The organism is Rugamonas fusca, assembly GCF_014042365.1.
Classification (GTDB): domain Bacteria; phylum Pseudomonadota; class Gammaproteobacteria; order Burkholderiales; family Burkholderiaceae_D; genus Rugamonas; species Rugamonas fusca.
This window is the reverse complement of sequence record NZ_JACEZS010000001.1, coordinates 672,028-695,301: the sequence shown is the minus strand read 5'-3', so window position 1 is coordinate 695,301 and position 23,274 is coordinate 672,028. Positions and strand designations below refer to the sequence as shown.

The 23,274-nt window shown below is 64.4% G+C and carries 19 protein-coding genes; 6 read left to right on the top strand and 13 right to left on the bottom strand.

The genetic code is table 11. The annotated features are described in order from the left end of the window. Positions 1–120 precede the first annotated feature (120 nt). A complete protein-coding gene (locus tag H3H36_RS03020) occupies positions 121–1,791 on the top strand; it encodes an AMP-binding protein (protein ID WP_182213818.1) in 1,671 nt (556 codons plus the stop codon). 23 nt (positions 1,792–1,814) lie between these two features. On the opposite strand, the gene H3H36_RS03015 is transcribed toward H3H36_RS03020, so the two are convergent. From H3H36_RS03015 to H3H36_RS02975, 9 genes are all read right to left on the bottom strand, one after another. Next, entirely contained in the window at positions 1,815–2,165 is a 351-nt protein-coding gene (locus H3H36_RS03015) for a DUF3147 family protein (RefSeq protein WP_182213816.1), read from the bottom strand. Positions 2,166–2,229: 64 nt separating this feature from the next. After that, a complete protein-coding gene (locus H3H36_RS03010) occupies positions 2,230–2,418 on the bottom strand; it encodes a 4-oxalocrotonate tautomerase (protein WP_182213814.1) in 189 nt (62 codons plus the stop codon). 25 nt (positions 2,419–2,443) lie between these two features. Further along, a complete protein-coding gene (locus H3H36_RS03005; protein ID WP_182213812.1) occupies positions 2,444–3,223 on the bottom strand; it encodes a class II aldolase/adducin family protein in 780 nt (259 codons plus the stop codon). 2 nt (positions 3,224–3,225) lie between these two features. Beyond that, positions 3,226–4,536, bottom strand: coding sequence for a guanine deaminase (guaD, locus tag H3H36_RS03000; RefSeq protein ID WP_182213810.1), 1,311 nt, complete (start codon positions 4,534–4,536; stop codon positions 3,226–3,228). 190 nt (positions 4,537–4,726) lie between these two features. Continuing rightward, positions 4,727–5,818 (bottom strand): xanthine dehydrogenase accessory protein XdhC, encoded by a 1,092-nt coding sequence (gene xdhC / locus H3H36_RS02995; protein ID WP_182213808.1) that lies wholly within the window; start codon positions 5,816–5,818, stop codon positions 4,727–4,729. A gap of 5 nt (positions 5,819–5,823) precedes the next feature. Continuing rightward, entirely contained in the window at positions 5,824–8,175 is a 2,352-nt protein-coding gene (gene xdhB, locus H3H36_RS02990; protein WP_182213805.1) for a xanthine dehydrogenase molybdopterin binding subunit, read from the bottom strand. Further along, complete coding sequence (xdhA, locus tag H3H36_RS02985) at positions 8,172–9,665, bottom strand: xanthine dehydrogenase small subunit (RefSeq protein WP_182213802.1); 1,494 nt, start codon at positions 9,663–9,665, stop codon at positions 8,172–8,174. Before xdhA ends, xdhB begins: the two co-directional genes overlap by 4 nt. Positions 9,666–9,807: 142 nt before the next feature. Next, complete coding sequence (locus H3H36_RS02980) at positions 9,808–11,565, bottom strand: allantoate amidohydrolase (protein WP_182213799.1); 1,758 nt, start codon at positions 11,563–11,565, stop codon at positions 9,808–9,810. Between the two features lie 242 nt (positions 11,566–11,807). Continuing rightward, positions 11,808–12,746, bottom strand: a complete 939-nt coding sequence (locus H3H36_RS02975) for a LysR family transcriptional regulator (protein ID WP_182213796.1) — start codon at positions 12,744–12,746, stop codon at positions 11,808–11,810. Positions 12,747–12,971: 225 nt separating this feature from the next. On the opposite strand from H3H36_RS02975, the gene H3H36_RS02970 reads away from it, so the two are divergent. The 4 genes from H3H36_RS02970 to H3H36_RS02955 all read left to right on the top strand — a co-directional run bounded on the left by H3H36_RS02970 (position 12,972) and on the right by H3H36_RS02955 (position 18,353). After that, the gene (locus H3H36_RS02970; RefSeq protein ID WP_182213794.1) at positions 12,972–14,210 is read left to right on the top strand and encodes a urate hydroxylase PuuD; all 1,239 of its coding nucleotides are present in this window, start codon (positions 12,972–12,974) and stop codon (positions 14,208–14,210) included. 29 nt (positions 14,211–14,239) lie between these two features. Continuing rightward, a complete protein-coding gene (locus tag H3H36_RS02965) occupies positions 14,240–15,865 on the top strand; it encodes an HAL/PAL/TAL family ammonia-lyase (protein ID WP_182213792.1) in 1,626 nt (541 codons plus the stop codon). Between the two features lie 219 nt (positions 15,866–16,084). Next, a complete protein-coding gene (locus H3H36_RS02960; RefSeq protein ID WP_182213790.1) occupies positions 16,085–17,386 on the top strand; it encodes an NCS2 family permease in 1,302 nt (433 codons plus the stop codon). Between the two features lie 109 nt (positions 17,387–17,495). Continuing rightward, entirely contained in the window at positions 17,496–18,353 is an 858-nt protein-coding gene (locus H3H36_RS02955) for an outer envelope protein (protein WP_182213788.1), read from the top strand. 74 nt (positions 18,354–18,427) lie between these two features. On the opposite strand, the gene H3H36_RS02950 is transcribed toward H3H36_RS02955, so the two are convergent. The 3 genes from H3H36_RS02950 to H3H36_RS02940 form a co-directional block, all read right to left on the bottom strand. Then, positions 18,428–18,997 carry a YIP1 family protein gene (locus H3H36_RS02950; protein ID WP_182213786.1) on the bottom strand — a complete coding sequence of 190 codons (570 nt, stop codon included), beginning with the start codon at positions 18,995–18,997 and terminating at the stop codon, positions 18,428–18,430. A 170-nt stretch (positions 18,998–19,167) separates the two neighbouring features. Beyond that, a complete protein-coding gene (locus H3H36_RS27435) occupies positions 19,168–20,826 on the bottom strand; it encodes a methyl-accepting chemotaxis protein (RefSeq protein ID WP_182213784.1) in 1,659 nt (552 codons plus the stop codon). Positions 20,827–20,996: 170 nt separating this feature from the next. Then, complete coding sequence (locus H3H36_RS02940) at positions 20,997–21,467, bottom strand: Lrp/AsnC family transcriptional regulator (protein ID WP_182213781.1); 471 nt, start codon at positions 21,465–21,467, stop codon at positions 20,997–20,999. Between the two features lie 126 nt (positions 21,468–21,593). On the opposite strand from H3H36_RS02940, the gene H3H36_RS02935 reads away from it, so the two are divergent. Next, on the top strand, positions 21,594–21,896 hold the full coding sequence (locus H3H36_RS02935) for a hypothetical protein (protein WP_182213779.1): 303 nt from the start codon (positions 21,594–21,596) through the stop codon (positions 21,894–21,896). Positions 21,897–21,915: 19 nt separating this feature from the next. On the opposite strand, the gene H3H36_RS02930 is transcribed toward H3H36_RS02935, so the two are convergent. After that, positions 21,916–23,214 carry an NCS2 family permease gene (locus H3H36_RS02930; protein ID WP_182213776.1) on the bottom strand — a complete coding sequence of 433 codons (1,299 nt, stop codon included), beginning with the start codon at positions 23,212–23,214 and terminating at the stop codon, positions 21,916–21,918. Positions 23,215–23,274 lie beyond the last annotated feature (60 nt).

Genomic DNA, 23,274 nt, shown 5'->3' with positions numbered 1-23,274 from the left:
GCGCTTGATCTGATGCTGTTGCTTTGGCAATTTTTTCGTGGCAGCATGAGCATATAGCCGCGCCACAGCGGCAGTCATGCGCCGCGGTCATGCCGACCCAGGCCGGAGGAGCGAATACCCATGAACGCTACGCCCACCAAGACGCTGCTCGATTACGCCTACGAGCATGAGCAGGCCACGCCGGACAAGGTCTATCTGACCCAACCCGTAGGCGGCGGCCAGGTGATCGACTACACCTGGGCGCAATGCATGGATCAGGCGCGGCGCATGGCCGCCCACCTGCGCGCGTCGGGACTGGAGGCGGGCAGCCACATTGCCATCCTGTCGAAGAATTGCGCCCACAGTTTTATGGCTGAACTGGCGATCTGGATGGCTGGCTGCGCCACCGTGGCGATCTTCCCCACCGAGGAACCGGACACGATACGTTTCGTGCTCGAACACAGCGAGAGTAAGCTGATTTTCGTCGGCAAGCTCGATAATTGGGAACACCAGGCCGAAGGCGTACCCGCTACGCTGCCGCGCATCGCCTTCCCACTGGCGCCGGAGCATGCGGGCGCCAGTTGGGATGCGGCCGTGGCGGCCCAGGCGCCGCTGGCGGGCAGGGTGGCGCGCGGCGGGGATGAATTGGCCATGCTGGTGTACACCTCGGGTTCCACGGGCCAGCCCAAAGGGGTGATGCACTGCTTCGCCAACGTGACGCGAGCGGCCGAAATCATGACGCAGACCGTCGATTGCGGGCCGGATGACCGTTACCTGTCCTACCTGCCGCTGGCGCACGTGGTCGAACGCTCGTATATCGAATGCTGCAGCCTGGTGGCCGGTTGCCATGTCTTTTTCGCCGAAAGCCTGAGCACTTTTGTCGATGACATCAAGCGTGCCCGCCCCACCTTGTTCCTGTCCGTGCCCCGGCTGTGGCTCAAGTTCCAGCTTGGCGTGTTCGAGAAGATACCGCCCAAGGTGCTGGACGTCCTGCTGGGTATTCCGCTCGTGGGCAAACTGGTTGGCCATAAGGTGCTGGCCGGACTGGGGCTGGGCCATGTGCGGCTGGCCGGCAGCGGTTCGGCGCCCACGCCGCCGGAACTGATCGCGTGGTATCGCCGGCTTGGCCTGAACCTGATGGAAGGATATGGCATGAGCGAGGATTTCGCGCTGTCGCATATTTCCACGGCCGAGCATAACGCGCCAGGGTACGTGGGCATTCCGTTTGAAGGCGTGGAAGTGCGCATCAGCGATGACCATGAAGTGCTGATCAAGTCACCCGGCCGCATGGTCGGCTACTACAAGCGGCCCGACCTGGACGCTGAGAGCTTTACCGCCGACGGCTTTTTCCGCACCGGCGACCAGGGCGAACGGCGTGAAGACGGTTTGCTGAAGCTGACGGGCCGGCTCAAGGAAGTGTTCAAGACCGCCAAGGGCAAGTACGTGGCGCCGGCTCCGATCGAAAACCTGATCAACGCCCATCCGATGGTGGAACAATCGATGGTGACCGGGGTGGGGCAGCCGGCGGCCTATGCGCTGGTGGTGCTGGCCGAGCATTTACGCAGCCAGTTGGGCGATCCGGCCGAGCGCATGCGCATGGAGGAGGAGCTGCTGTTGATGCTCAAGGACGTCAACGCGCAGTTGCCCAGCTATGAGCGCCTGCAGATGCTGGTGGTGGCACATGATCCATGGTCGATTGAAAATGGCTGTCTCACGCCGACCTTGAAGATCAAGCGGCGCAAGATCGAGGCGCAGGCTGCGGAGCGCATGGCGGACTGGTACGGTGAACAACGCGCCGTGGTGTGGGGCTGAGCGGGCGGTTGCCCCGGCCGGGCTTACAGCAGGTCGATGCCGAACCGGCGCACGACGAACGCGAACGCGCCAAAGCAGGCGATTGTGATCGCGGCGCAGGCGAGCAGCGTGGGCCAGAAGCCGATGCGCGGCAGCAGGGCGGGGAACGCCAGGAACATGGGCAGCGTGGGGACCACGTACCAGAAGGTGTACCACGCGTGGTTGGCGATCTTCTGTTCCGGTTGATGTTCAACGTGCAGCCAGATCAGCGCCAGGAAGGTCACCATCGGCAGCGCGGCGACCAGCCCGCCCAGCTTGTCGCTGCGTTTGGCGAACTCGGAAACGGCCACCACCACTGCGGAAGTCATCAAGTATTTAAAAACCAGCCAGGCCATCTGCGTCCCCGTCAATTCTTGTCGAAGCGAGATTATAGACCTGGCTGGGCCGGGCGGCGCCAGCTCAGGTCCGGTCCGACCACAGGCGGCCGGCCGTGGCCCAGTCTTCCTTTTTCAGCTCGTGGATGATGATGTCCACCGATTCAGGCGTGGCGCCCAGCGTTTGCACGGTCGCTTCCGTGACGGCCTTGACGAAGGCGCGCTTCTGTTCCAGCGTGCGGCCTTCGAAGACCTGGACGTTAATGGTGGGCATGATGTCTCCTCCTTGTGATGTTGGTTCAGCCACGGTATCCGGGGCTGAGTTGATCGAGCTTGCGCAGCAGCGCAGGCCATTCCAGGGCGCCTTCTGGCGCGCCGCCCGCCTCCAGGTCGCGTTGGGCCTGCACGCAAATGTCGTGCGGCGGGGTGTGTAAAGGCACGCCGCCCGACTGGGCCTTGAGCTGCAAGCCGCAAGCCTTGTCCAGCGTCTCCATCCGGACGAATGCCTCGGCCACCGTGCGGCCGCACACGAGCGAGCCGTGGTGGCGCAGCAGCAGGGCCGGATAGGCGCCCAGCCGTTCCACCAGCCGTGTCGCTTCGGATGGCGTCAGAACCAGGCCCTCGTAGTCGTGGTAGCCCAGTTGCTGATAGAAGCGCAGCGCGTGCGACGACAGCGGCAGCAAACCATCCTGCTGCGCGCCCACGGCGATGGCGTTGGCGTTATGCAGGTGCATGACGCAGCCCAGCTCCGGCCGCGCGCCATGCACGGCCGCGTGCAACGCGAAACCGGCCCGATTGATGGCATGCCCCGAACGGCACACGACCACGCCTTCCCGGTCGACCTTGACCAGGTTGGAGGCGCGCACCTCATCGAAGCGCAGGCCGAACGGATTGATCAGGTAGTGTCCCGGCTGGTCCGGTACGGCGGCCGTGATGTGGGTGTAGATCACGTCGTCCCAGCCGTACAGGGCGCAGAGCCGGTAGCAGGCGGCCAGGTCGATCCGGGTTTGCCATTCCGCCGCGCTGGTGACGCCGGCCGGGGCCTGCGCGTCCCGGCATTCGCTGGAAATTCGGTCCATGGTCATTGCTGGCGCTGGTGCACGGCCTTGCCTGCTGCGTAGGTGGCCGCCACCGTGCGGTCGTCGCCCAGCAGCGCGATGGCGAACAGCAGTTCTTCCAGGCTGTCGGTGCGCTCCGTGCGGCGCGCCAGCAGGGGCGTCGCCTTCGGATCGAGTACCACGAAATCCGCTTCCGCGCCCGGCGCAAAATTACCGATCGTCCCTTCCAGTTGCATGCTGCGCGCGCCGCCCAGCGTGGCCAGGTAGAACATGCGCATCGCTTGCAAATAGGTGCCACCCATGCGCGCCACCTTGTAGGCCTCGTTCATCGTCTGCAGCATGGAGAACGAGGTGCCGCCGCCCACATCGGTGGCCAGCGACAGCGGTACCTGCGCCGCGTCGGCACGCTCGAAGTCGAACAGGCCGCTGCCCAGGAACAGGTTGGACGTGGGGCAGATCGAGATGGCGGACTGGGTGGCGGCCATGCGGACACGGTCGGCGTCGTCGAGCCAGATGCAGTGCGCGTACATGGAACGCGGGCGCAGCATGCCGTAGTGGTCGTACACGTCCATGTAGCTGCGGGCGTTGGGGAACAGCGATTTGACCCAGGCCACTTCGTCGGTGTTCTCGGCCACGTGGGTTTGCAGGAAGGTGTCCGGGTAGGCCTTGGCCAGCGCGCCAGCCAGTTCCAGCTGGGCTTCCGTGGAGGTGGGCGCGAAACGCGGCGTGATGGCGTACAGCTGGCGGCCCCGCTTGTGCCAGCGCTTGATCAGCTCCTCGCTTTCACGCACGCCCGATCCGGCGGTATCTCGCAGAAAATCGGGGCAATGGCGATCCATCAGCACCTTGCCGGCCACCATGCGCAGGTTGCGCTTTTCGCTCTCGCCAAAGAAGGCGTCCACCGATTGCGGATGCACGGTGCAGTAGACCATGGCCGTGGTGGTGCCGCAGCGGGTCAGTTCATCGAGGAAGAAGCTGGCCACGTTGGTGGCGTGGTCTGGATCGGCGAACTTGCGCTCGGTGGGGAAGGTGTATTTTTCCAGCCATGGCAGCAGGCCCGGTGCGGGCGAGGCGATCATGTCCGTCTGCGGGTAGTGGACGTGGGTGTCGATGAAGCCGGGCGTGATCAGCTTGCCCCGGTAGTCGTGTACGGGCGTACCCTCGGGCAGCAGGTGCACCAGCTGGGCGTAGTCGCCGGCCATGTGGACCTTGCCGTCGTTGACGATCAGCAGGCCATCCTCGTGCCAGCGGTGCGCGTTGGCGTGGTAGGCCGGGTCGTCGTTAAAGTGCAGCAGGCTGGCGCGGTAAGCCTGGAAGGTTTGAGTGTTTGCCATGATCGTTCCGAAATTCGTTAGTGCGTGACGCAGGTGGTCGCTGACGGTCTTCGCGCATGCGCGCGGGCCATCGGTGCTTGAATGTGTTGAAGCTAGCGCGGCGGCTAGAGGGATGTACAGCGATGCGGCGCTCCCGCCCCGGCGCTGCCGGAGAGTGAGAACGCCTGCGTGACGGGCGAAATGGAAGAAATCAGGCGATGCATGCGTGGTCCTGGGCTGGCGTGTCGGCCAAAGTCGTATTCGTTTGCGTTGGCGATGCGAGTGCTGCGGCCTCCCACACTTGCATCAGTTGCGCGGCCACCGAGACGGCGATGACGGCGGGCGCCTTGTCGCGGATGCCGGGCAGGCCGATCGGGCAGGTCATGTCCGCCATGCGCTCGGCCGGAATGCCCCGCTCGCGCAGGCGTCGCTCGAATTGTACACGCTTGGTGGCCGATCCGATCAGGCCAAACCACGTAAAGTCGGTACGGCGCAGGATTTGTTCGGACAATTGCTGGTCCAGCGCGTGGCTGTGGGTGAGCACGAGGAAGCTGGCGCCGGCCGGCGCTTGCTCGATGACGGCTTCCGGCGTGTCGGTCGCTTCGATGCGGGTGTTGGCCGGCAGCGTGGACGGGAACATGTCCTCGCGTTCGTCTATCCACACCACCTGGCACGGCAGTTCCGCGAGCGCGCGCACGATGGCCGCGCCCACGTGGCCGGCGCCGAACAGATAAAGGCGCGGACGGTACGGCAGGCAGGAGTCGAGCAGCCACTGGCGGCCGTCGTCGTCCAGCCGCAGCTTGCACTCGACACCGGGGCCGGGCAGCGGCAGCAGGGCGGGGCCGTTGCCGGACAGGCGCAGGCCAGCCGCGTCGTAGGTACTGGCAGCCTCCGTGCAGCCCAGCGGCAGCAGGCGCCAGCTATCCTGTCCTTCGCCTTTGCGCCGCACCAGCGCGGCGAAATGCGCGTCCGCGTCGGGCATGATGCGCTCGAACGCCAGATGCACGACGCCACCGCAGCACTGTCCCAGGCTGGGGCCGAGCGGGAAGCGTTCCAGCCGCCGCTGCGCGGGCAGCGCGTCGGCCGGCATGGCCAGCATCTCACGGGCGATGTCGGTGGCGCGCATTTCCAGGTGGCCGCCGCCGATGGTGTCGTAGGCGCCATCCTGGGTGATGAGCATCTTGGCGCCCGGTTCGCGCGGCGCCGAACCGGCCACCTGAGCAACCGTCACCAGCACGCGCGGCTCGGCCAGCGCGGCGGCGGCCACCAGGGCATTGGTCGGAGAGGACAGATCGCTGGCCATGTCGTTCAGCCTTGCGCCAGTTCCTGCACGGCGCTGATGGCGTTCAGGATCGCTTCGCTGGTGGCGGGTGCGCGCAGCGGCGGGTTGAACTTGTGGTTCGCCACGCTGGAGCAGGCATCGCGGATGGCCAGGAACACGGAGAACGGCAGCAGCAGCGGCGGTTCGCCGACCGCCTTGGAGCGGTGGATGCTGTCGGTCACGTTGCGGTTCTTGAACAGGCGGATATCGAAATTCTCCGGGCAGTCCGACACGCCGGGGATCTTGTAGGTGGACGGTGCGTGCGTCATCAGCTTGCCGCTCGCATTCCACCACAGTTCCTCGGTGGTGAGCCAGCCCATACCCTGTACGAAGGCGCCTTCCACCTGGCCCACGTCGAGCGCCGGGTTCAGCGACTGGCCCGCGTCGTAAAGCGCGTTCACCTTCAGCAGCTTCCATTCGCCTGTCAGTGTATCGACCACTACTTCCGACACCGAAGCGCCGTAGGCATAGTACGAGAACGGATTGCCGCTCATCGTTTTCGGATCCCAATGCAGGCCCGGCGTGGCGTAGAAGCCGTCCGACCACAGCTGGACGCGCGCCATGTAGGCCTTCTGCACCAGCTCAGGGAAGGGCACGGCACTGCCATTGACGATAATCTGGCCAGCCTCGAAGCGCACGTCCTCCACCGCGCCGCCATGCAGCTTGACGGCGAATTCGGCCAGCCGCTTGCGGATCGTATGGGCGGCGTCCTGCGCGGCCTTGCCGTTCAGGTCTGCACCCGTGGATGCGGCCGTGGCCGAGGTATTGGCCACCTTGCTGGTGTTGGTGGCGCTGGCGCGCACCATGTCCAGTGGGATGCCCAGTTCATGGGCCACTACCTGGCACACCTTGGTGTTGATGCCCTGGCCCATCTCGGTGCCGCCGTGGTTGACCAGCACCGAGCCGTCCGTGTACACGTGCACCAGCGCACCGGCCTGGTTGAAGTGGGTGACGTTGAACGCGATGCCGAACTTGACTGGCGTGAGCGCCAGGCCGCGCTTGAGCACGGGACTGGTGGCGTTGAAGGCGTTGATTTCGTCGCGGCGCTTGCGGTAGTCGCTCTCGCTGACCAGTTGTTCCACCAGTTCGTGGATCACGTTGTCGACGATCTTCTGGCCGTATTGCGTGACGTTGCGGCCTTCCTCGTCGTTGCGGCCGTAGAAGTTGATCTTGCGGACATCCAGCGCATCCATGCCCAGGTTGCGCGCGATCTCGTCCACGATGTATTCGATGGCGATGGCGCCCTGCGGGCCGCCGAAGCCACGGAAGGCCGTGTTGGACTGGGTGTTGGTCTTGCCGCACATGGCGCGGATATCGACGTCGCCCAGGTAATAGGTGTTGTCGAAGTGGCAGACGGCACGGGTGGCGACCGGGGCCGACAGGTCAGCCGAGAAGCCGGCGCGCGACACCATCTGCACCTTGGCGGCCGTGATGCGGCCATCGTCGCCGTAGCCGATCTCGTATTCGTACCAGAAGCAGTGGCGTTTGCCCGTCACCATCATGTCGTCGTCGCGGTCGGCGCGCAGCTTGACGGGGCGCTTCAGGCGCGCGGCCGAGATGGCGGCGCAGGCGGCCCACAATGCCGATTGCGATTCCTTGCCGCCGAACGCGCCACCCATGCGGCGGCACTCGACCACGATGTCGTGCGAATGGCGGTGCAGGGCGTGCGCCACCACGTGCTGCATCTCGGTCGGATGCTGGGTCGAGCAGTAGACGTGCATGCCGTCGCCTTCCTTCGGCACCGCGTAGGCGATCTGGCCTTCCAGGTAGAACTGCTCCTGGCCACCCACTTGCAGCTCCCCCTTGAGGCGATGCGTCGAGCGTTCGAACGCAGCCTGCGCGTCGCCGCGCGCCAGATGCATGGGCGGCACCACGAACGATTGCGCATCGCGCGCGGCCTGCGGAGTCAGGATGGCGGGCAGTTCCTCGTATTCGATCACGGCCTTGCGGGCGGCGCGGCGCGCCTGCTCGTGTGTCTTTGCGACGACGATGAAGATAGGCTGGCCGATATACTGCACGAGGCCCGGCGACAGGATAGGGTCATCGTGGATGATGGGGCCGCAGTCGTTGGTGCCGGGGATATCCGTGTGGGTGTACACGGCCACCACGCCGGGCATGCGCCGCACGGGCTCCAGGTCCATGGACAGGATGTTTGCGTGGGCCTTGGACGACAGGCCCAGCGCGGCGTGCAGCGTGCCTTGCGCTTCGGCGATGTCGTCGGTGTAAGTGGCTTCGCCCAGCACGTGCAGCACGGCCGATTCATGCTTTTGGGATTTGCCCACTTCGGCCCAGGCCATCGGTACTTGCTGGGTCAGGAAAGCTTCCGTTTTGCTGTTCATGCTGCGGCGCCTCCTTCAGCGTAGTTGAATGCGTTGATAGACTGGATGGGCATGGCGCCGTCCGGGCGCGTCTCCAGCCAGAAGCGGCGCAGCAGGTTCTGGGCCGTTTTCATGCGATAGTCGGCACTGGCGCGCATGTCCGTCAGCGGTGTGTAGTCCTTGGCCAGGGCGGCCATGGCCTGTTGCAGGTTTTCTTCGTTCCACGGCTTGCCGTTCAGGGCCGCTTCGGCCAACGGTGCGCGGCGCGAGGTGGCGGCCATGCCGCCGTAAGCGATGTGGGCGTCGGTCACGATGCCGGCGTCGTCCAGCGTGATGGCGTAGGCGCCACAGACGGCGGAGATGTCCTGGTCGTAGCGCTTAGCCAGCTTGTAGGTACGGAACTGGACGCCCGGGCGCGGCAGCGGAATGCGCACGGCTTCCACGAATTCGCCCGGCTGCCAGTCTTTCTTCATATAGTCGAGGTAGAACTTCTCAAGCAGTAGCACGCGCTGGCCCTGCGCGCTGCGCAGCACGATCTCCGCGCCCAGCGCGATCATCCACGGGGCCGAGTCGCCGATGGGCGAGCCGTTGGCGACACTGCCGCCCAGCGTGCCCGTGTTGCGGATAGGCTGGGAGGCGAAGCGCTGCCACATTTCCGTCAGCTCGTCCTTGTAGTGTTCGCAGACGGCGCCGTAGGCGTCGTTCAGGTTGACGGCCGCGCCGATGTGCAGCATGCCGTCGCGCGCTTCGATCTCGTGCAGCTCCTTGACCATGCGGACGTAGATCATGTCGCCCAGGTCGCGCATCTGCTTGGTCACCCACAGGCCCACGTCGGTGGAACCGGCCACGATGGTGGCGGCGGGTTTCTCGGCCCGCAGGGTGGCCAGTTCGGCCAGCGTGCGGGGGGCGTAGAAAGTCTGGCCGTCGTGGCTGTAGCTGAACATGGTGTCACGCTGGAGCGCTTGCAGTGCCGTCTTGAGCGCGGCGCGGTCGAAGTGTACGGCCGGCAGTTCACTCATGCGGCGCGCGGCGTCGATGATGGGGCGGTAGCCGGTGCAGCGGCACAGGTTCCCGGACAGGGTTTCATCGATGGTCTTGCGGCAGGGCGCCTCGGCCTGGCCTTCCTGCTTCAGGTACAGGCTCCACAGGGACATGGCGAAGCCGGGGGTGCAGAAGCCGCACTGGGAACCGTGGCATTCGACCAGCGCTTCCTGCACCGGGTGCAGCGCGCCGTCGGCTTGTTGCAGGTCTTCCACGGTGAACACGGCCTTGCCGTCCAGCGTGGGGACGAACTGGATGCAGGAATTCACCGACTGCATGGCCACTTCGCCATTGGGCTGAAGCTCGGCCACCACCACGGTGCAGGCGCCGCAATCGCCTTCGGCGCAGCCTTCCTTGGTGCCGGTGCAGTGCAGGTCTTCCCGCAGGTGCTGGAGCAGGGTACGGGTCGGTGCGCCTTGCGCGACGGTGTGGACTTCGCCGCGATAGAAAAATCGGATAGGTTCTGACATGGATGCTCCGCGCTGTTGAACTGATGCTGTTTGCACAGGTTAGCAGCCACCGGCCCCCTCACCAATATCGGGGCCGCCATGGCTACTATGTTCAATTAATTATAGAAATCTGCTTTTGTATCGTTTGGGTCTGATAAAACAATCAGGATTTCGGCTGGAAGTTGCGCAGGAAGTCCAGGAAGATCTGGGCCGACACTTCGGCATCGTCGGCCGTCATGGTTTCCAGCGGGTTGTGACTGATGCCGCCGTTGCCGCAGCGCGTGAACAGCATGGCCACGTCGGTCATGCGGGCCAGCGCCATCGCGTCGTGGCCGGCGCCCGAGGGCAGCTCGAACACTTCCACGCCCGCCCGTTCGGTGGCGGCGGCGAATTGGCGGACCAGCCACGGCGCGCACGGCGCCGCGGGCGCGGACATGATCTTGGTGACCTTGATTTCCACCTGGCGGCGGGCGCAGATGGCCTCGGCCTGGTTCAGGATGTCGGCCACGGCCGCATCGCGCGTCGCATCGTCGGCGGCGCGGATGTCCAGCGACAGCCTGCAGGCGCCGGGGATCACGTTGACGGAACCGTCGGGCACCTGCAACTGGCCCACGGTGCCCACCAGCGACGGCGCCTGGCTGGCGCGCTGCTCGACGAACAGCACGATTTCTGCTGCGGCTGCAGCGGCGTCCTTGCGCATGTTCATGGGCGTGGTGCCCGCATGGCTGGCCAGGCCGGTCAGTTCGACCTGGTAGCGGCAACTGCCGGCGATGGAACTGACTACGCCCACGGGCAGGTCACGGTTCAGCAGCACCGGGCCTTGTTCGATATGGACCTCGACGAAGGCCAGCACATCTTCCGGCTTGCGGCCGATGGCGGGGATCTTCGTCACATCATGGCCGGCCGCGATCAGCGCCTCGCGCATGGTGATGCCCTGGGCGTCCGATTTGTCCAGCAGCGCCATGTCGAACTGGCCGATGATGGCGTTACTGCCCAGGAAGGTGCTTTGATAGCGCACGCCTTCCTCTTCCGAGAAGCCGACGATCTCCACGTTGAACGGCAGCCGCTCGCCCCGTTCGTGCATGTATTTGATAACGGCGATGGGCAGCAGGATGCCTTCGCGGCCGTCGTACTTGCCGCCGTTGCGCACCGTGTCGTAGTGTGAGCCGGTCATCAGGGTCTTGGCGTTGGGGCGATCCGACAGGTAGCGGCCCACCACGTTGCCGACCGGGTCGATATGCACTTGCATGCCCGCTTCCGTCATCCACTCAGCCAGTTGGCCGGCCGTCTTGCGGTGGGCAGGCGTCATGTAGGCGCAGGTCAGGTTGTCGGGATCGTCGCTCCATTCGCCGATGATTTCGGCCCAGGCCATGATGGTGGGGCCGAAGTGGAACTGCAGGTCCATCAGCGCGTTCAGCCGCATGGCGGCGATGCGGCCGATCTGGCGCAGGCATTCGGCCAGTTCGTCATCGCGCTGGGCGCGCAGGCGGCGCGTGAAGTGGGCGATGATTTCCTGGCGCGTGAGGCCATGGCCCGTCGGGCCCTTGACGGCCAGGATGAAGGGGAAGCCGAAGCGCGCGTTGTATTCCGCGTTGAGGCGGTGCAGCGTCACCAGTTCCTCCGGGCTGCACTGGGTCAGGCCGGCCTTGGCCTGTTCGCCGGTCGATTCGGCCGTCAGCGTGCCGGCCAGCGCGGCCTTGCCGGCCAGCTCAGGGTGGGCGCGCACCAGGCCCAGTTGTTCGTCCACGGAGGCCTGGCGCACCACCTGTTCCAGCGCCTGTTTGAGGGCGGTGACGGTGGCGTAGGGACGGCCAGCGGCGGCGCGTTCGGGTATCCAGGGCGAATGTTCGTACAGACCGTGCAGCAGGCGGGTGAATTCCTCGGCGGTGCACTGGTTCAGGTGTTCGAGAGTGATCGTCATTGTTGTGCAGGCGGCCCCACCAGCCTGTCTCCTCAGCTATCGTGACCGGCGCATGGGACCTGGCGCCGGCCTTGGTATATGAAGAATAGTATAGGCACGGCGGGGCGGATATATAAGCAACTGAACATAAGGAGGTTCAGCATGCGGATATGGCAAGTGTTGCCAGCCTGCCACGGTCAGCAAAATCGGGGACGTAACACGGTTTTCCCAAGCGGAAAAACCGTGTTACGTCCCCGATTTTGCTATTTGCCATTGAGGGCGGCGGCGGCTTGGGTGATCTGGTCGCGCAGCCACTTGTGCTCGGGGGCCTGGTGCACGCGTTCGTGCCACAACTGATAGAAGCGCATCGGCGGGAAGCGCAGCGGCACCGTGTACACCTTGATCGGCAGGTTGCGTTCGTAGAAGCGCAGGTATTGGCGGCCCGTCGTCAGTACCAGGTCCGTCTGCGTGAGCATGTGGGGAATCAGGCTGAAATAGGCTGATTCGACCATCACGTTGCGCTCGAGCCCATGTTCGGCCAGGAAGCTGTCGATCACGCCGTGGAAGCCGGGCAGGGTGGGCGAGGGCGCCACGTGGGGCAGGTTCAGGTAGTCGTCCACCGTCATCTCGTTGGCGTCGGTGCGCTTGGCGTAGGGCGAATCGGCGCGCATGGCGCACACGATGGGGTCTTCGAACAGCCGCGACAGGTGCAGATGCTCGGGCGGCTCCTGCCAGTTGCCGATGATGAGGTCCAGATCGCCGTCCGACAGCATGCGGATCGAGTCCACTTCCGCGCCCAGGCTTTGGATGATGATGCGGCTTTTGGGCGATTCGCGTCGCAGGCGCGCCACAACCGTCGGCAAAAATTGGATGTCGAGGTAGTCCGGCGCGCCGATGCGGAAGGTGCGGCTTTCCTCCATCGAAGCGAACGGCGTTTTCTGCAAAAACAGCTGTCCCACCTCGTCCAGGATGCGCTTGGCGGGCTTCTTCAAGCTCTCGCCGTGCTGGGTCGGCACCATGCCCCGTCCACCGCGTACCAGCAGCGGATCGCCCGTCAATTCACGCAGTTTGCGCAGCGAGGCGGAGATGGAAGGCTGCGGCTGGTCCAGCTTGAGTGCCACGCGCGAGACGTTCTTTTCGCACAGCAGCAGGTACAGGATGCGGATCAGGTGCAGGTCTAAATGATCGGGTAATTGGGCCATGACTTTATCTGTGTATAACTTCGTTCCTATTTTTAATATACGTCGATTCCAATGTGAAAGGCCAGAATTAGTTTTATCGTTCAGGCCATACCACGCACCGCAATGCGTGGTCTTCAAACCGGTCGCAGCGGAGCTCTCAACAGTTCGCGGCCAACAGGGACCAAGTCCCAATCGTCTGGAGCGCCCGCGGTGGCAGACGAGCTTAAATCCAATCAAGAGGAAGACATGGAACTGCTCGCATATGGCGTGGACTGGCTCAATCTATTGGTGCGCTGGCTGCACCTGATCACGGGGATCGCCTGGATAGGCGCGTCCTTTTACTTCGTCTGGCTCGACAACAGCATCCGTCCGCCCAAGCCCGGTTCCGACCTGGCCAGGAAGGGCGTGTCGGGCGAACTGTGGGCCGTGCACGGCGGCGGTTTCTACAACCCGCAGAAGTACCTGGTGTCGCCGGCCGAGCTGCCGTCGGACCTGCACTGGTTCAAGTGGGAAGCCTACGCCACCTGGCTGTCGGGCTTCTCGCTGCTGTTCATCGTCTATTACTTCAACGCCTCGGCCATGATGATCGATAAGTCGGTGGCCGACTTGAGCCAGGGCCAGGCCATCGCCGTTGGCCTGGGCAGCCTGCTGTTCGGCTGGATCGTGTACGACGCCCTGTGCCGCTCGCCGTTGGGCAAGCGCGAAGGCTTGCTGGCCATCGTCATGTATGTGTTCATCGTCGCCATGGCGTATGTGCTGACGCACTTCCTCAGTGGCCGCGCGGCCTACATCCACGTGGGCGCCATGATCGGCACCATGATGGTCGGGAACGTGCTGATGCTGATTATTCCTGGCCAGCGCAAGCTGGTGCAGGCCATGGAGCGCGGCGAGTCGCCCGATCCTATTCACGGCAAGAAGGCCAAGCAGCGTTCTGTCCACAACAACTACTTCACGCTGCCCGTGCTGCTGATCATGATCAGCAACCACTACGCCATGACCTACAGCCACGCCTACAGCTGGGCACTGCTGGGCGCCATCATCGCCGCCGGCGTCTTGATCCGCCACTTCTTCAACCTGCGCCACCATGGCCGCACGGCCTGGGGCTTCCCGGCGGCCGGCTGCGCCATCCTGCTGGCCGTGGCCATTGTCATCGCACCGCGTCCAACAGCGCAGGCCGCCCAGATCGCTCAGGGCGTGAGCGGTGATGAACATGCCGCCGCCGTGGCCGCGCCGGAATTCGGCCGCGTGCAAGCCATCATCAATCAGCGCTGCGTGAGCTGCCACTCGGCCACGCCCACCCAGCCCGGCTTCGCCACCGCGCCGGCCGGCGTGATGCTCAACACCCCCGAGCAGATCCACCAATACGCGGCCAGGGTCAACCAGCAGGCCGTGGTGCTGAAGGCTATGCCGATCGGGAACATGACCAACATCACGCCGGAAGAACGCGCCGAAATCGGCGCCTGGTTCGCGGCCGGCGCCAACTGAGCGCCCACACAACTAATAAGAGAGCAATCATGACGACGACAACCATCAACGGTTTCAACCTGACGGCGGCCCAAGTGGTGGCCGTGGCGCGCGACCACAGCATCGAAGTGAACCTGGCCGCGTCCTCGCGCGCGGCCCTGAAGGAAAGCCGCGACTACATCGAATCGACCTGGATGCACGATGAAGCGCCGATGATGTACAGCTTTAACACCGGCGTGGGCATGCTCAAGGACACCCGCGTCAAGGTCCAGGACATCAACCTGTTCCAGACCCAGTTGATCAAGGCCCACGCTGCCGGCATGGGCGAGCCGTTTCCCGAGGAAGTGAGCCGCGCCACCATGCTGTTGCGCGCCAACGCCTTCGCCAGCAACTACTCGGCCCCGCGCGTGGAAGTGGTGGACCGCCTGCTGGCCTTCGTCAACGCCGGCATCCATCCCATCATGCCGCAGAAGGGGTCCGTGGGCGCCTCGGGCGACCTGGCGCCGCTGTCCTACCTGGCCGCCGCTATCTGCGGCTTTGAACAGGCCGAGGTGATGTACCGTGGCCAGCGCATGTCGGCGCCGGACGCGATCCGCGCCTCCGGCGTGGGCCCGGTGGAGTTCGAGCTGAAGGCCAAGGATGCGTCGGCCCTGATCAACGGCTGCACCGTGTCGCTGGCTGTGGCCCTGCTGGCCGCCGAGGACGCGCGCAACCTGCTGTCGGACGCCTGCCTGTCGCTGGGGCTGACGCTGGAAGCAATGCGGGCCGAGATGTCGGCCTTCGATCCGCGCATCCACACGGCGCGCCCGCACGCGGGCCAGATCAAGACGGCGTCCATCATCCGTAACCTGCTGGAAGGCTCGACCCGCACCACCCACGCGGCGCGCGCCGTGCAGTTCCCCGAGGAGCTGCGGCGCACCGATATTCCGTACACGGCCCGCATCCAGGACGTGTACTCGCTGCGCTGCGCGCCACAAGTATATGGCCCCGTGTTCGATGCGCTGGACTACATCGACACCATTATCGACAAGGAGGTCAATTCGGCCACCGATAACCCGCTCATCTTCAGCAAGGACGAAGGAGGCTTCGAGATCATCTCCGGCGGTAACTTCCACGGCCAGTACCTGGCGCAGGCGATGGACTTGCTGGCCATGGCCGTGGCCGACCTGGGCAGCATCGTCGAGCGCCGCGTGGCGCGGCTGATCGATCCCACGCTGTCGTGGGGCTTGCCGCGCAACCTGATGTCGGGCGTGCGTGGCGTGAACACGGGCTACCCGGTGGTGCAGTGCTCGCTCAGCTCGCTGGTGATGGAAAACCGCACCCTGTGCATGCCCGGTAGTGTCGATTCGATTCCGGCCAAGGGCAACAGCGAAGACCACGTGTCCAACTCCACCTGGTGCGCGCGCAAGGCCGCCGTTGTGGTATCGAACACACAGTACATCGTCGGCGTGGAGATGTTGTTGGCCGCGCAGGCGCTGACCATGACGGAACACCTGCTGCCCGGATTCGTGCTGGGCAAAGGCACGGCCGCCGCCTACGCCTCCGTGCGCAGCCAGATCCCGGCCTGCCTCGACGGTGACCGCTGGTTCCACGACGACATTGAAATGGCGCGCTCCTTCGTCACCACAGGCTCGGTGCGCAAGGCCGTCGAAGCACAGATCGGACAATTCGTATAAACCGGCAGGCTAACCAATCGAAGGAGGGCAGGAAGGGGCGGGCGCCGCACACCATGCGGCGCGCCCCGGCTGTTATGGGAAATAGCAGATAGCAAGTATGCCGTCACCCGTACATGACGTGGCGGCAGCTGGGATAAGGTCACACCAGATCATCGCCGATTGTTCCCTTGTTTAATCGGCATGGCTAAAGCAGTACTAAAACAGAACATGGAGACAAAAATGTTGTTACTCGAGAAACTCTTCAAACTCAAGGAAAACGGGACGGACGTGCGCACGGAGCTGGTCGCCGGCCTCACCACTTTCCTGACCATGGCGTATATCATCTTCGTCAATCCCTCCATCCTCGGCGACGCCGGCATGCCTAAAGGCGCCGTGTTTGTCGCCACCTGTGTCGCGGCCGCACTGGGCTGCCTGGTCATGGGCCTGTACGCGAACTATCCGATCGCACTGGCGCCGGGGATGGGGCTGAACGCTTACTTTGCCTATGTCGTCGTCAAGGGCATGGGCATGCCGTGGCAAATGGCGCTGGGCGCCGTGTTCATCTCGGGTTGCCTGTTCCTGTTCGTGAGCGTCTTCAAGCTGCGGGAAATGATCGTGAACGGCATACCGCATTCGATCCGGACCGCCATCACGGTCGGCATCGGCCTGTTCCTCGGCCTGATCTCGCTGAAGAGCGCCGGCATCGTGGTCGCCAATCCCGCCACCCTGGTTGGCGTGGGCAACCTGCACTCGGCGCCCGTGATCCTGGCCATCTTCGGCTTCTTCCTGATCGTGTCGCTGGACAAGCTGAAAGTGAAGGGCGCCATCCTGATCGGCATCCTGGCCGTGACGGTGCTGAGCTTCTTCTTCGCCGGTAACCAGTTCAACGGTGTCGTCTCGGCCCCGCCCACGCTGGCGCCGACCTTCTTCAAGCTGGACGTGATGGGCGCTGTTTCGGTGGGCCTGCTGAACGTGGTGCTGGTGTTCTTCCTGGTTGAACTGTTCGACGCCACCGGCACCCTGATGGGCGTGGCCAACCGCGCCGGCCTGCTGGTGAACGGCAAGATGGAACGCCTGAACAAGGCCCTGCTGGCCGACAGCTGCGCCATCGTGGCCGGTTCCATGCTGGGTACCTCGAGCACCACGGCCTATATCGAAAGCGCGGCCGGCGTGCAGGCCGGTGGCCGCACCGGCCTGACGGCTGTCGCCGTCGCGCTGCTGTTCCTGGCCGCGTTGTTCATTTCGCCGCTGGCTGGCGTGGTGCCCGCTTACGCCACCGCACCGGCGCTCTTGTACGTGGCTTGCCTGATGCTGCGCGAACTGGTCGACATCGACTGGAGCGACACCACTGAAAGCGTGCCAGCGGCCATCGCGGCGCTGACCATGCCCTTCACCTACTCGATCGCCCTGGGCGTGGCCTTCGGCTTCATCTCCTACGCGATCCTGAAGCTGTTGACGGGCCGCGTGCGCGAAGTGCGCCCCGTGATCTGGGCCATCGCCTGCGTGTTCACCTTCAAGTTCGTCTACCTCGGCGCAGGCTGAGGCGGCGCAACACCTTTTCCCCCTGCGGTACAGCCGCGCCGGCGCCAGCAATGGCGCCGGCGGGGCGAGCCGCGTCCATCGCAATGCTATACACAAGAAAAGAACGACCATGAGACAGCTGCCAAAACTGATTTCCATCGCCTGCCTGTGCCTGGCCGGCACCGCCGCCCACGCCGCCAACTGGAGCGACACCTCCATCAGCTGGCGTACCGGTAACGATTACCGCGAACCGTTCAACGCCAAGGACATCAAGAAGAACATCTTCGCGTTGACCAGCGTGAGCGGCTACGCCTACGGCACCAATTTCTTCAACGTGGACGTGCTCTTATCGGACAAGAACGATCCCGCCTCGCTGACCCAGACGTCGGGCGCGCAGGAAGCCTACGTGGTGTACCGCCACACGCTGGACCTGGCCAAGGTGAGCGGCACCAGCATGAAATTCGGCCCCGTCAACAGCGTGGGCCTGACGGCCGGCTTCGACGTCAACACCAAGAACGACGTCGGCTACAACTCGCGCAAGCGCATGCTGGTGCTGGGCCCCACGCTGATGTGGGACGTGCCGGGCCACCTGAACACCAGCCTGTTGCTGCTCAACGAAAGCAACGCCCCCAGCGGCGCGTTCCCTCCGATCTCCACCGTCACCGGCCGCTACACCTACAAGACGCACGCCATGCTGACGGCTGATTGGGGCATACCCGTCACCTCGTTGGTCTCGTTCGAAGGGTATGCGAATTTCATCGCCGCCAAGGGCAAGGATGAAGTGGGCAACGACACTGGCGCGGAAACCAACATCGACATGCAGTTGATGCTGGACGCGGGCGCCGCCATGGGCCACGCCAGGAACGTGTTCAAGGTCGGCATCGAGTACCAGTACTGGCGCAACAAGTTCGGCAACACCGCGGCCACCACGGGCGGCCAGGGCTACGTGGCCAAGACGCCGATGCTGCGCGCCGAATACCACTTCTAACGCCAAAAAGAAAATCGGGGACGGACTCCGGTATTCCCGCTGTGGAAAACCGGAGTCCGTCCCCGATTCTTTGGTCACGCCATCAGGCTCAGTTTGACGAACACGCACAGCAGCGTCCACACGAGGGCGCCGACGGCGTAGGCCTGGGAGCATACTTCCTGGGCTTCCATTTCATTCGAAATCTTGAGGATGGTGGTGCTGCCCTGGAACAGCAGCATCAGCGCGGCCAGCAGGCCAAGCACCAGCAGCGATACCGTCAGCAGCAGGCTGGGGATGGCCAACGCCAGCGCCGACAGCCACATGGGTACGGCCGAGATGGCCGACAGCATCAGCGTGTCGCGAAACGCCACGCGCACCTGGTGCGCTTCCGCGATGGTCTTGATGGCCTGGGCCATCAGCGGCACGGTGCACAGTTCAGCCACCAGGAACAGCGCGGCGATCAGCTGGAAACGCTGCGGCGAGGCCGACATCCAATACACTTCCGGATGGTGGGCGCCGGCGTACAGCAGCATGGCCGGCGGGATCAGCGACAACGGCAACACCAGCGACAACAAGGTCTTCCACACGGCCGGATGGACCGTGCTTAACTTGTCCCATGCGCCGTGCGCCGAAAATGGCATCTTCAGGTAGTCCAACGTGCTCATATCGCATCTCCTCGAGTTGATTTGGCTTGTGACCGGCAGGGATGACGTAAGCACCCCTGTTGAGGAAACTATATCACGTTGTGAGGTATTGAAAAGCCTTTTAGCATCGTCGGATCAAGGTCGGTGCGGAAGGCGCGCAAGCTCAACCATTGCGAGATCAAGCTTGCCATTCAAGCCAGCCGCCGCACGGCGCGGGCCGGCGCGGGCGCCACGGCTGCGGCCGCGGCGGTGCGCCGTCCCGTCTCGCCGGGCAGCTTGAAGATGCTCACCAGTTCCGCCAGCCGGCTGGCCTGATCCTGCATCGAAGCGGCGGCGGCTGCCGCCTGTTCCACCAGCGCCGCGTTCTGCTGGGTCACGCCGTCGATATCCATGATGGCCGAATTGACCTGTTCAATGCCCGAGGTCTGCTCCTGGCTGGCGGCCATGATGTCGCCCATGATGTCCGTCACGTGCTTGACGCTGTCGACGATGGCCGTCATCGTCACACCGGCGTCGGCCACCAGCGTGCTGCCCAAGCGGACCTGGGCCACGGAGTCGTTGATCAGCGCCTTGATCTCATGCGCGGCCGACGCGCTGCGCTGCGCAAGGCTGCGCACTTCGGATGCCACCACGGCGAAGCCGCGCCCTTGTTCCCCGGCGCGCGCCGCCTCGACGGCCGCGTTCAGGGCCAGGATGTTGGTCTGGAAGGCGATGCCATCGATCACCCCGATGATGTCGCTGATTTTGGCCGAGGCGGCGTTAATGGCCGTCATGGTCTGTACCACGCGCCCGACGACGTTGCCGCCTTCCGTGGCCACCGTGGACGCCTTGATGGCCAGGTCATTGGCCGTGTGGGCATTGTCGGCGTTCTGCTTGACGGTGCCCGTCAGTTCCTCGATCGAAGCGGCCGTTTCCTCCAGCGCGCCGGCCTGCTGTTCCGTGCGGTGCGACAGTTCCTGGTTGCCGCCGGCGATCTCGGCCGAGCTGGTGGCGATCTGCTCGGTGCCTTGGCGTACCTGGCTGACCAGCGCGGCCAGTTTATCGCGCATCGTTTCGAGCGCGCTCAGCAAACTGTCCCCGGCATGCGTGCGGTGGGCGATCTGCACCGACAGGTCGCCGTCGGCGATGCTGGCGGCGATGCGGCTCGCTTCGCGCGGTTCGCAGCCCAGCTCACGCAGCAGGCCGCGTACCAGCAGCCAGGCGCCAACGCTGCCCAGAACCAGCGCGGCCGCCCCCAACATCAGCAGTTGCGAGCGTGCGCTGAAGTAGGCCGCATTGGATTGCGCTGATTCTTGCGCCATGTGCTCAGATTGCAGCTTGACCAGCGTTTGCAGCGCCTGCACGAATTCCTGCTCCGACAGGCGGATGGTGGCGTTGAGCAGGCTCTTCGCTTCCGTCAGGCTGCCCGCGTTCAGCAGCTGGAACAGTTCCTTCTGGTTGGCCTCATCGGCGCGGCTGGCCTTGACGATGTCGTCCAGCGCGCGCTTGTCGGCCGGGGCGTGCAGGTTGGCCTGCATGCCCGACAGCAGGGCCGCGTTGCGGTCGCGGATGGGACGGATCTGGGCGGCCACGGCGCTTTCGCCCTGGTATTCGGCGGCGATCATGGCGCTGCGCAGCAACTGGTGGATCACGGCCACGTTGTATTTGACCTCGTTCGCCTGGGTCACGTTGCGGTACTGGTCCTGCAGGATGTTGTCCACCCGCTGCTGCATGCCGGCCATGGCCAGCAAGGCCACGCCGATCATGGCCACCAGCAGCACCATGGTCAGGGCGAAGCCCATCGTCAGTCGCAATCCTATGTTGAGCTTACCTATCGCTGCGGCGCAGCGCAGGTAGAAATCCTTGGCCATGCATTTGTCTCCCGGTGGAACGGTCTGTGCCGTATTGAAATCTATGTTTCTAGGAGATCATTTTGTTCCACTGGTGATGTTGACTGCTTGTCATTTACTGACAATCATTTATCATTTCGCGACTCCGCGCTTGCCAGGGCGTTGGGTGTTGTATTGCCGCGCCACCGCATTCACGGGACAACTGAATAGGTCCGTTTCAGGCAGCGCAGCACGAAGGTCGAGCGGCTGTGGCGCAGGCCGGGCAACTTGTACAGTTTGCGGCGCAAGAATTCCTCGTAGCCGGCCGTGCCGGCCACGGCCACCTTGATCAGGTAATCGTATTCCCCGGTCAGCAGATAGGCTTCCATCACTTCCGGCAGCTCGGCCAGCGCCTGGCCGAATTTTTCGAAGATCTCGTCATCGTGGCGGTCCAGCGTCACCTCGATGATGACGGTGTCGGGATAGCCCAGCGACTGTTGGCTGAGCAGGGCGGTATAGCCTTCGATGACGCCGTGCTCCTCCAGCGCACGCACCCGGTTCCAGCACGGCGTGGTGGACAGGCCGACTTTTTCAGCCAGCCTGGTGTTGCTCAGGCGGCCGTCCAGTCGCAGTTCGCGCAAGATGCGGCGGTCGATCTCGTCGAGTTCGTGATGATGCTCCATGCGTTTCTTTCCTGAAAGATGAAAATTCTCATCAATTATAAAATGGTGGAAGAATCATCCTTTAAGGGGCGACAATGCAGCAAACTATGGGAGCCTATTCCCGCCGGCGGCCGGTATAGTTCTCCCATGACGACCAATACCGGCCCCCACCAAAAGACTTTCCGCTTCAGTATCGAGGCCGATGGCGCCATCGGCACTCTCGAGGGGGCGCTGGCCATCGTGCGGCGCCTGGGATTGGAGTTGCGCAGCCTGCGCACAACGGGCGGACTGGCGGGACTGGAAGTAACGATGCGGCTCGCGTCGGCGGAGGAGGATGCGCTGGTATTGTGCCGCCAGCGCCTGCATAACGTGATCGGCATTCTGCCGATCCGGGAGACGCCGGCGCTGGTGGCTGTGGACAGCGCGTCCCGGCCCAGGCGGCTGGCCTGAGCCGGAGGCGGGCGACGGCTTATGCCTTCAGATAGGCGTACTTGAACAGGAAGATGGCCGCGATCAGCCATACGATGGGCTTGACCTTGCGCGCCTGGCCGGTCGCCAGCTTGAGCGCGGCGTAAGTGATGAAGCCGAACGCGATGCCGTGTGCGATCGAGTAGGTGAACGGGATCAGCAAGGCCGTGATGGCGGCTGGCACGCTTTCCGTGCTGTCGCTCCAGTCCACATCCGTCAGGTCGCGCAGCATCAGGCAGGCCACGTACAGCAGGGCGGGTGCGGTCGCATAGGCCGGTACCACGCCGGCGATGGGGGCGATGAACAGGCTGGCCAGGAACAGCGCCGCCACCACCAGCGCCGTCAGCCCGGTGCGGCCGCCGGCCTGCACGCCGGCCGCGCTTTCGATGTAGGCCGTGGTGCTCGAGGTGCCCAGCATGGAGCCGGCCACGATGGCGCAGCTGTCGGCCAGCAGGGCCTTGTTCAGGCGCTCCATCTTGCCACCTTTCAGCAGGCCGGCGCGGCTGGCCACGCCCATCAGCGTGCCGGTGGCGTCGAACAGTTCAACCAGGAAGAACACCAGCACCACGTTGAGCAGGCCGACGGAGAACGCGCCCTGCAGGTCCAGCTTCAGCAGCGTGGGCTGGATCGATGGCGGCATGGACACCAGGCCGTGGAAGGTGTTCCCGCCGAAGAAGAAGCTCATCACCGTCACGGCCACGATGCCGATCAGGATGGCCCCCGTCACCTTCAGGCGGTCCAGCGTGACGATCAGCATGAAGCCGCAGATCGCCATGATGGTCGATGGCTGGTGCAGGTCGCCCACGCCCACCAGCGTGGCCGGATTGGCGACCACGATGCCGGCGCTTTTCAGCGCGATCAGCGCCAGGAACATGCCCAGGCCGACCGTGATGGCCGTGCGCAGCGAGTGCGGGATGCCGTTGACGATCTGTTCCCGTATGCCCAGCAGGCTGACCAGCACGAACAGGCTGCCGGAAATGAACACGGCGCCCAGCGCCGCCTGCCACGAGATGCCCATGCCCAGCACCACGGCGTAGGCGAAGTAGGCGTTCAGGCCCATGCCGGGCGCCATGGCGATCGGGTAGTTGGCATACAGGCCCATGATGATGGTGCCCAGCGCGGCGGCGAAGCAGGTGGCCACGAACACGGCCTCCTTGGGCACCCCCGCGTCACCCAGGATGGAGGGATTGACGAAGATGATGTAGGCCATGGTGAGGAAGGTCGTCACGCCGGCCACCACTTCGGTGCGCACGCTGGTGCCGCTCTCATTCAGCCTGAAATAGCTTTGCAGGAAATTCACAATATTCTCCGTGTCTTGATCGGTCGGGGCCGCGCCGCGTCAGGCAGGGCGGGCGAGAGC

Bases quoted from the DNA above. Each gene is read 5' to 3' on its own strand.
- xdhC (WP_182213808.1), bottom strand. From the start codon at position 5,818: ATGGCCAGCGATCTGTCCTCTCCGACCAATGCCCTGGTGGCCGCCGCC.
- H3H36_RS02955 (WP_182213788.1), top strand. From the start codon at position 17,496: ATGAGACAGCTGCCAAAACTGATTTCCATCGCCTGCCTGTGCCTGGCC.
- H3H36_RS02965 (WP_182213792.1), top strand. From the start codon at position 14,240: ATGACGACGACAACCATCAACGGTTTCAACCTGACGGCGGCCCAAGTG.
- H3H36_RS02935 (WP_182213779.1), top strand. From the start codon at position 21,594: ATGACGACCAATACCGGCCCCCACCAAAAGACTTTCCGCTTCAGTATC.
- H3H36_RS03020 (WP_182213818.1), top strand. From the start codon at position 121: ATGAACGCTACGCCCACCAAGACGCTGCTCGATTACGCCTACGAGCAT.
- H3H36_RS02950 (WP_182213786.1), bottom strand. From the start codon at position 18,997: ATGAGCACGTTGGACTACCTGAAGATGCCATTTTCGGCGCACGGCGCA.
- H3H36_RS03005 (WP_182213812.1), bottom strand. From the start codon at position 3,223: ATGGACCGAATTTCCAGCGAATGCCGGGACGCGCAGGCCCCGGCCGGC.
- H3H36_RS02970 (WP_182213794.1), top strand. From the start codon at position 12,972: ATGGAACTGCTCGCATATGGCGTGGACTGGCTCAATCTATTGGTGCGC.
- xdhB (WP_182213805.1), bottom strand. From the start codon at position 8,175: ATGAACAGCAAAACGGAAGCTTTCCTGACCCAGCAAGTACCGATGGCC.
- guaD (WP_182213810.1), bottom strand. From the start codon at position 4,536: ATGGCAAACACTCAAACCTTCCAGGCTTACCGCGCCAGCCTGCTGCAC.
- xdhA (WP_182213802.1), bottom strand. From the start codon at position 9,665: ATGTCAGAACCTATCCGATTTTTCTATCGCGGCGAAGTCCACACCGTC.
- H3H36_RS02975 (WP_182213796.1), bottom strand. From the start codon at position 12,746: ATGGCCCAATTACCCGATCATTTAGACCTGCACCTGATCCGCATCCTG.
- H3H36_RS02980 (WP_182213799.1), bottom strand. From the start codon at position 11,565: ATGACGATCACTCTCGAACACCTGAACCAGTGCACCGCCGAGGAATTC.
- H3H36_RS03010 (WP_182213814.1), bottom strand. From the start codon at position 2,418: ATGCCCACCATTAACGTCCAGGTCTTCGAAGGCCGCACGCTGGAACAG.
- H3H36_RS03015 (WP_182213816.1), bottom strand. From the start codon at position 2,165: ATGGCCTGGCTGGTTTTTAAATACTTGATGACTTCCGCAGTGGTGGTG.
- H3H36_RS02960 (WP_182213790.1), top strand. From the start codon at position 16,085: ATGTTGTTACTCGAGAAACTCTTCAAACTCAAGGAAAACGGGACGGAC.
- H3H36_RS27435 (WP_182213784.1), bottom strand. From the start codon at position 20,826: ATGGCCAAGGATTTCTACCTGCGCTGCGCCGCAGCGATAGGTAAGCTC.
- H3H36_RS02940 (WP_182213781.1), bottom strand. From the start codon at position 21,467: ATGGAGCATCATCACGAACTCGACGAGATCGACCGCCGCATCTTGCGC.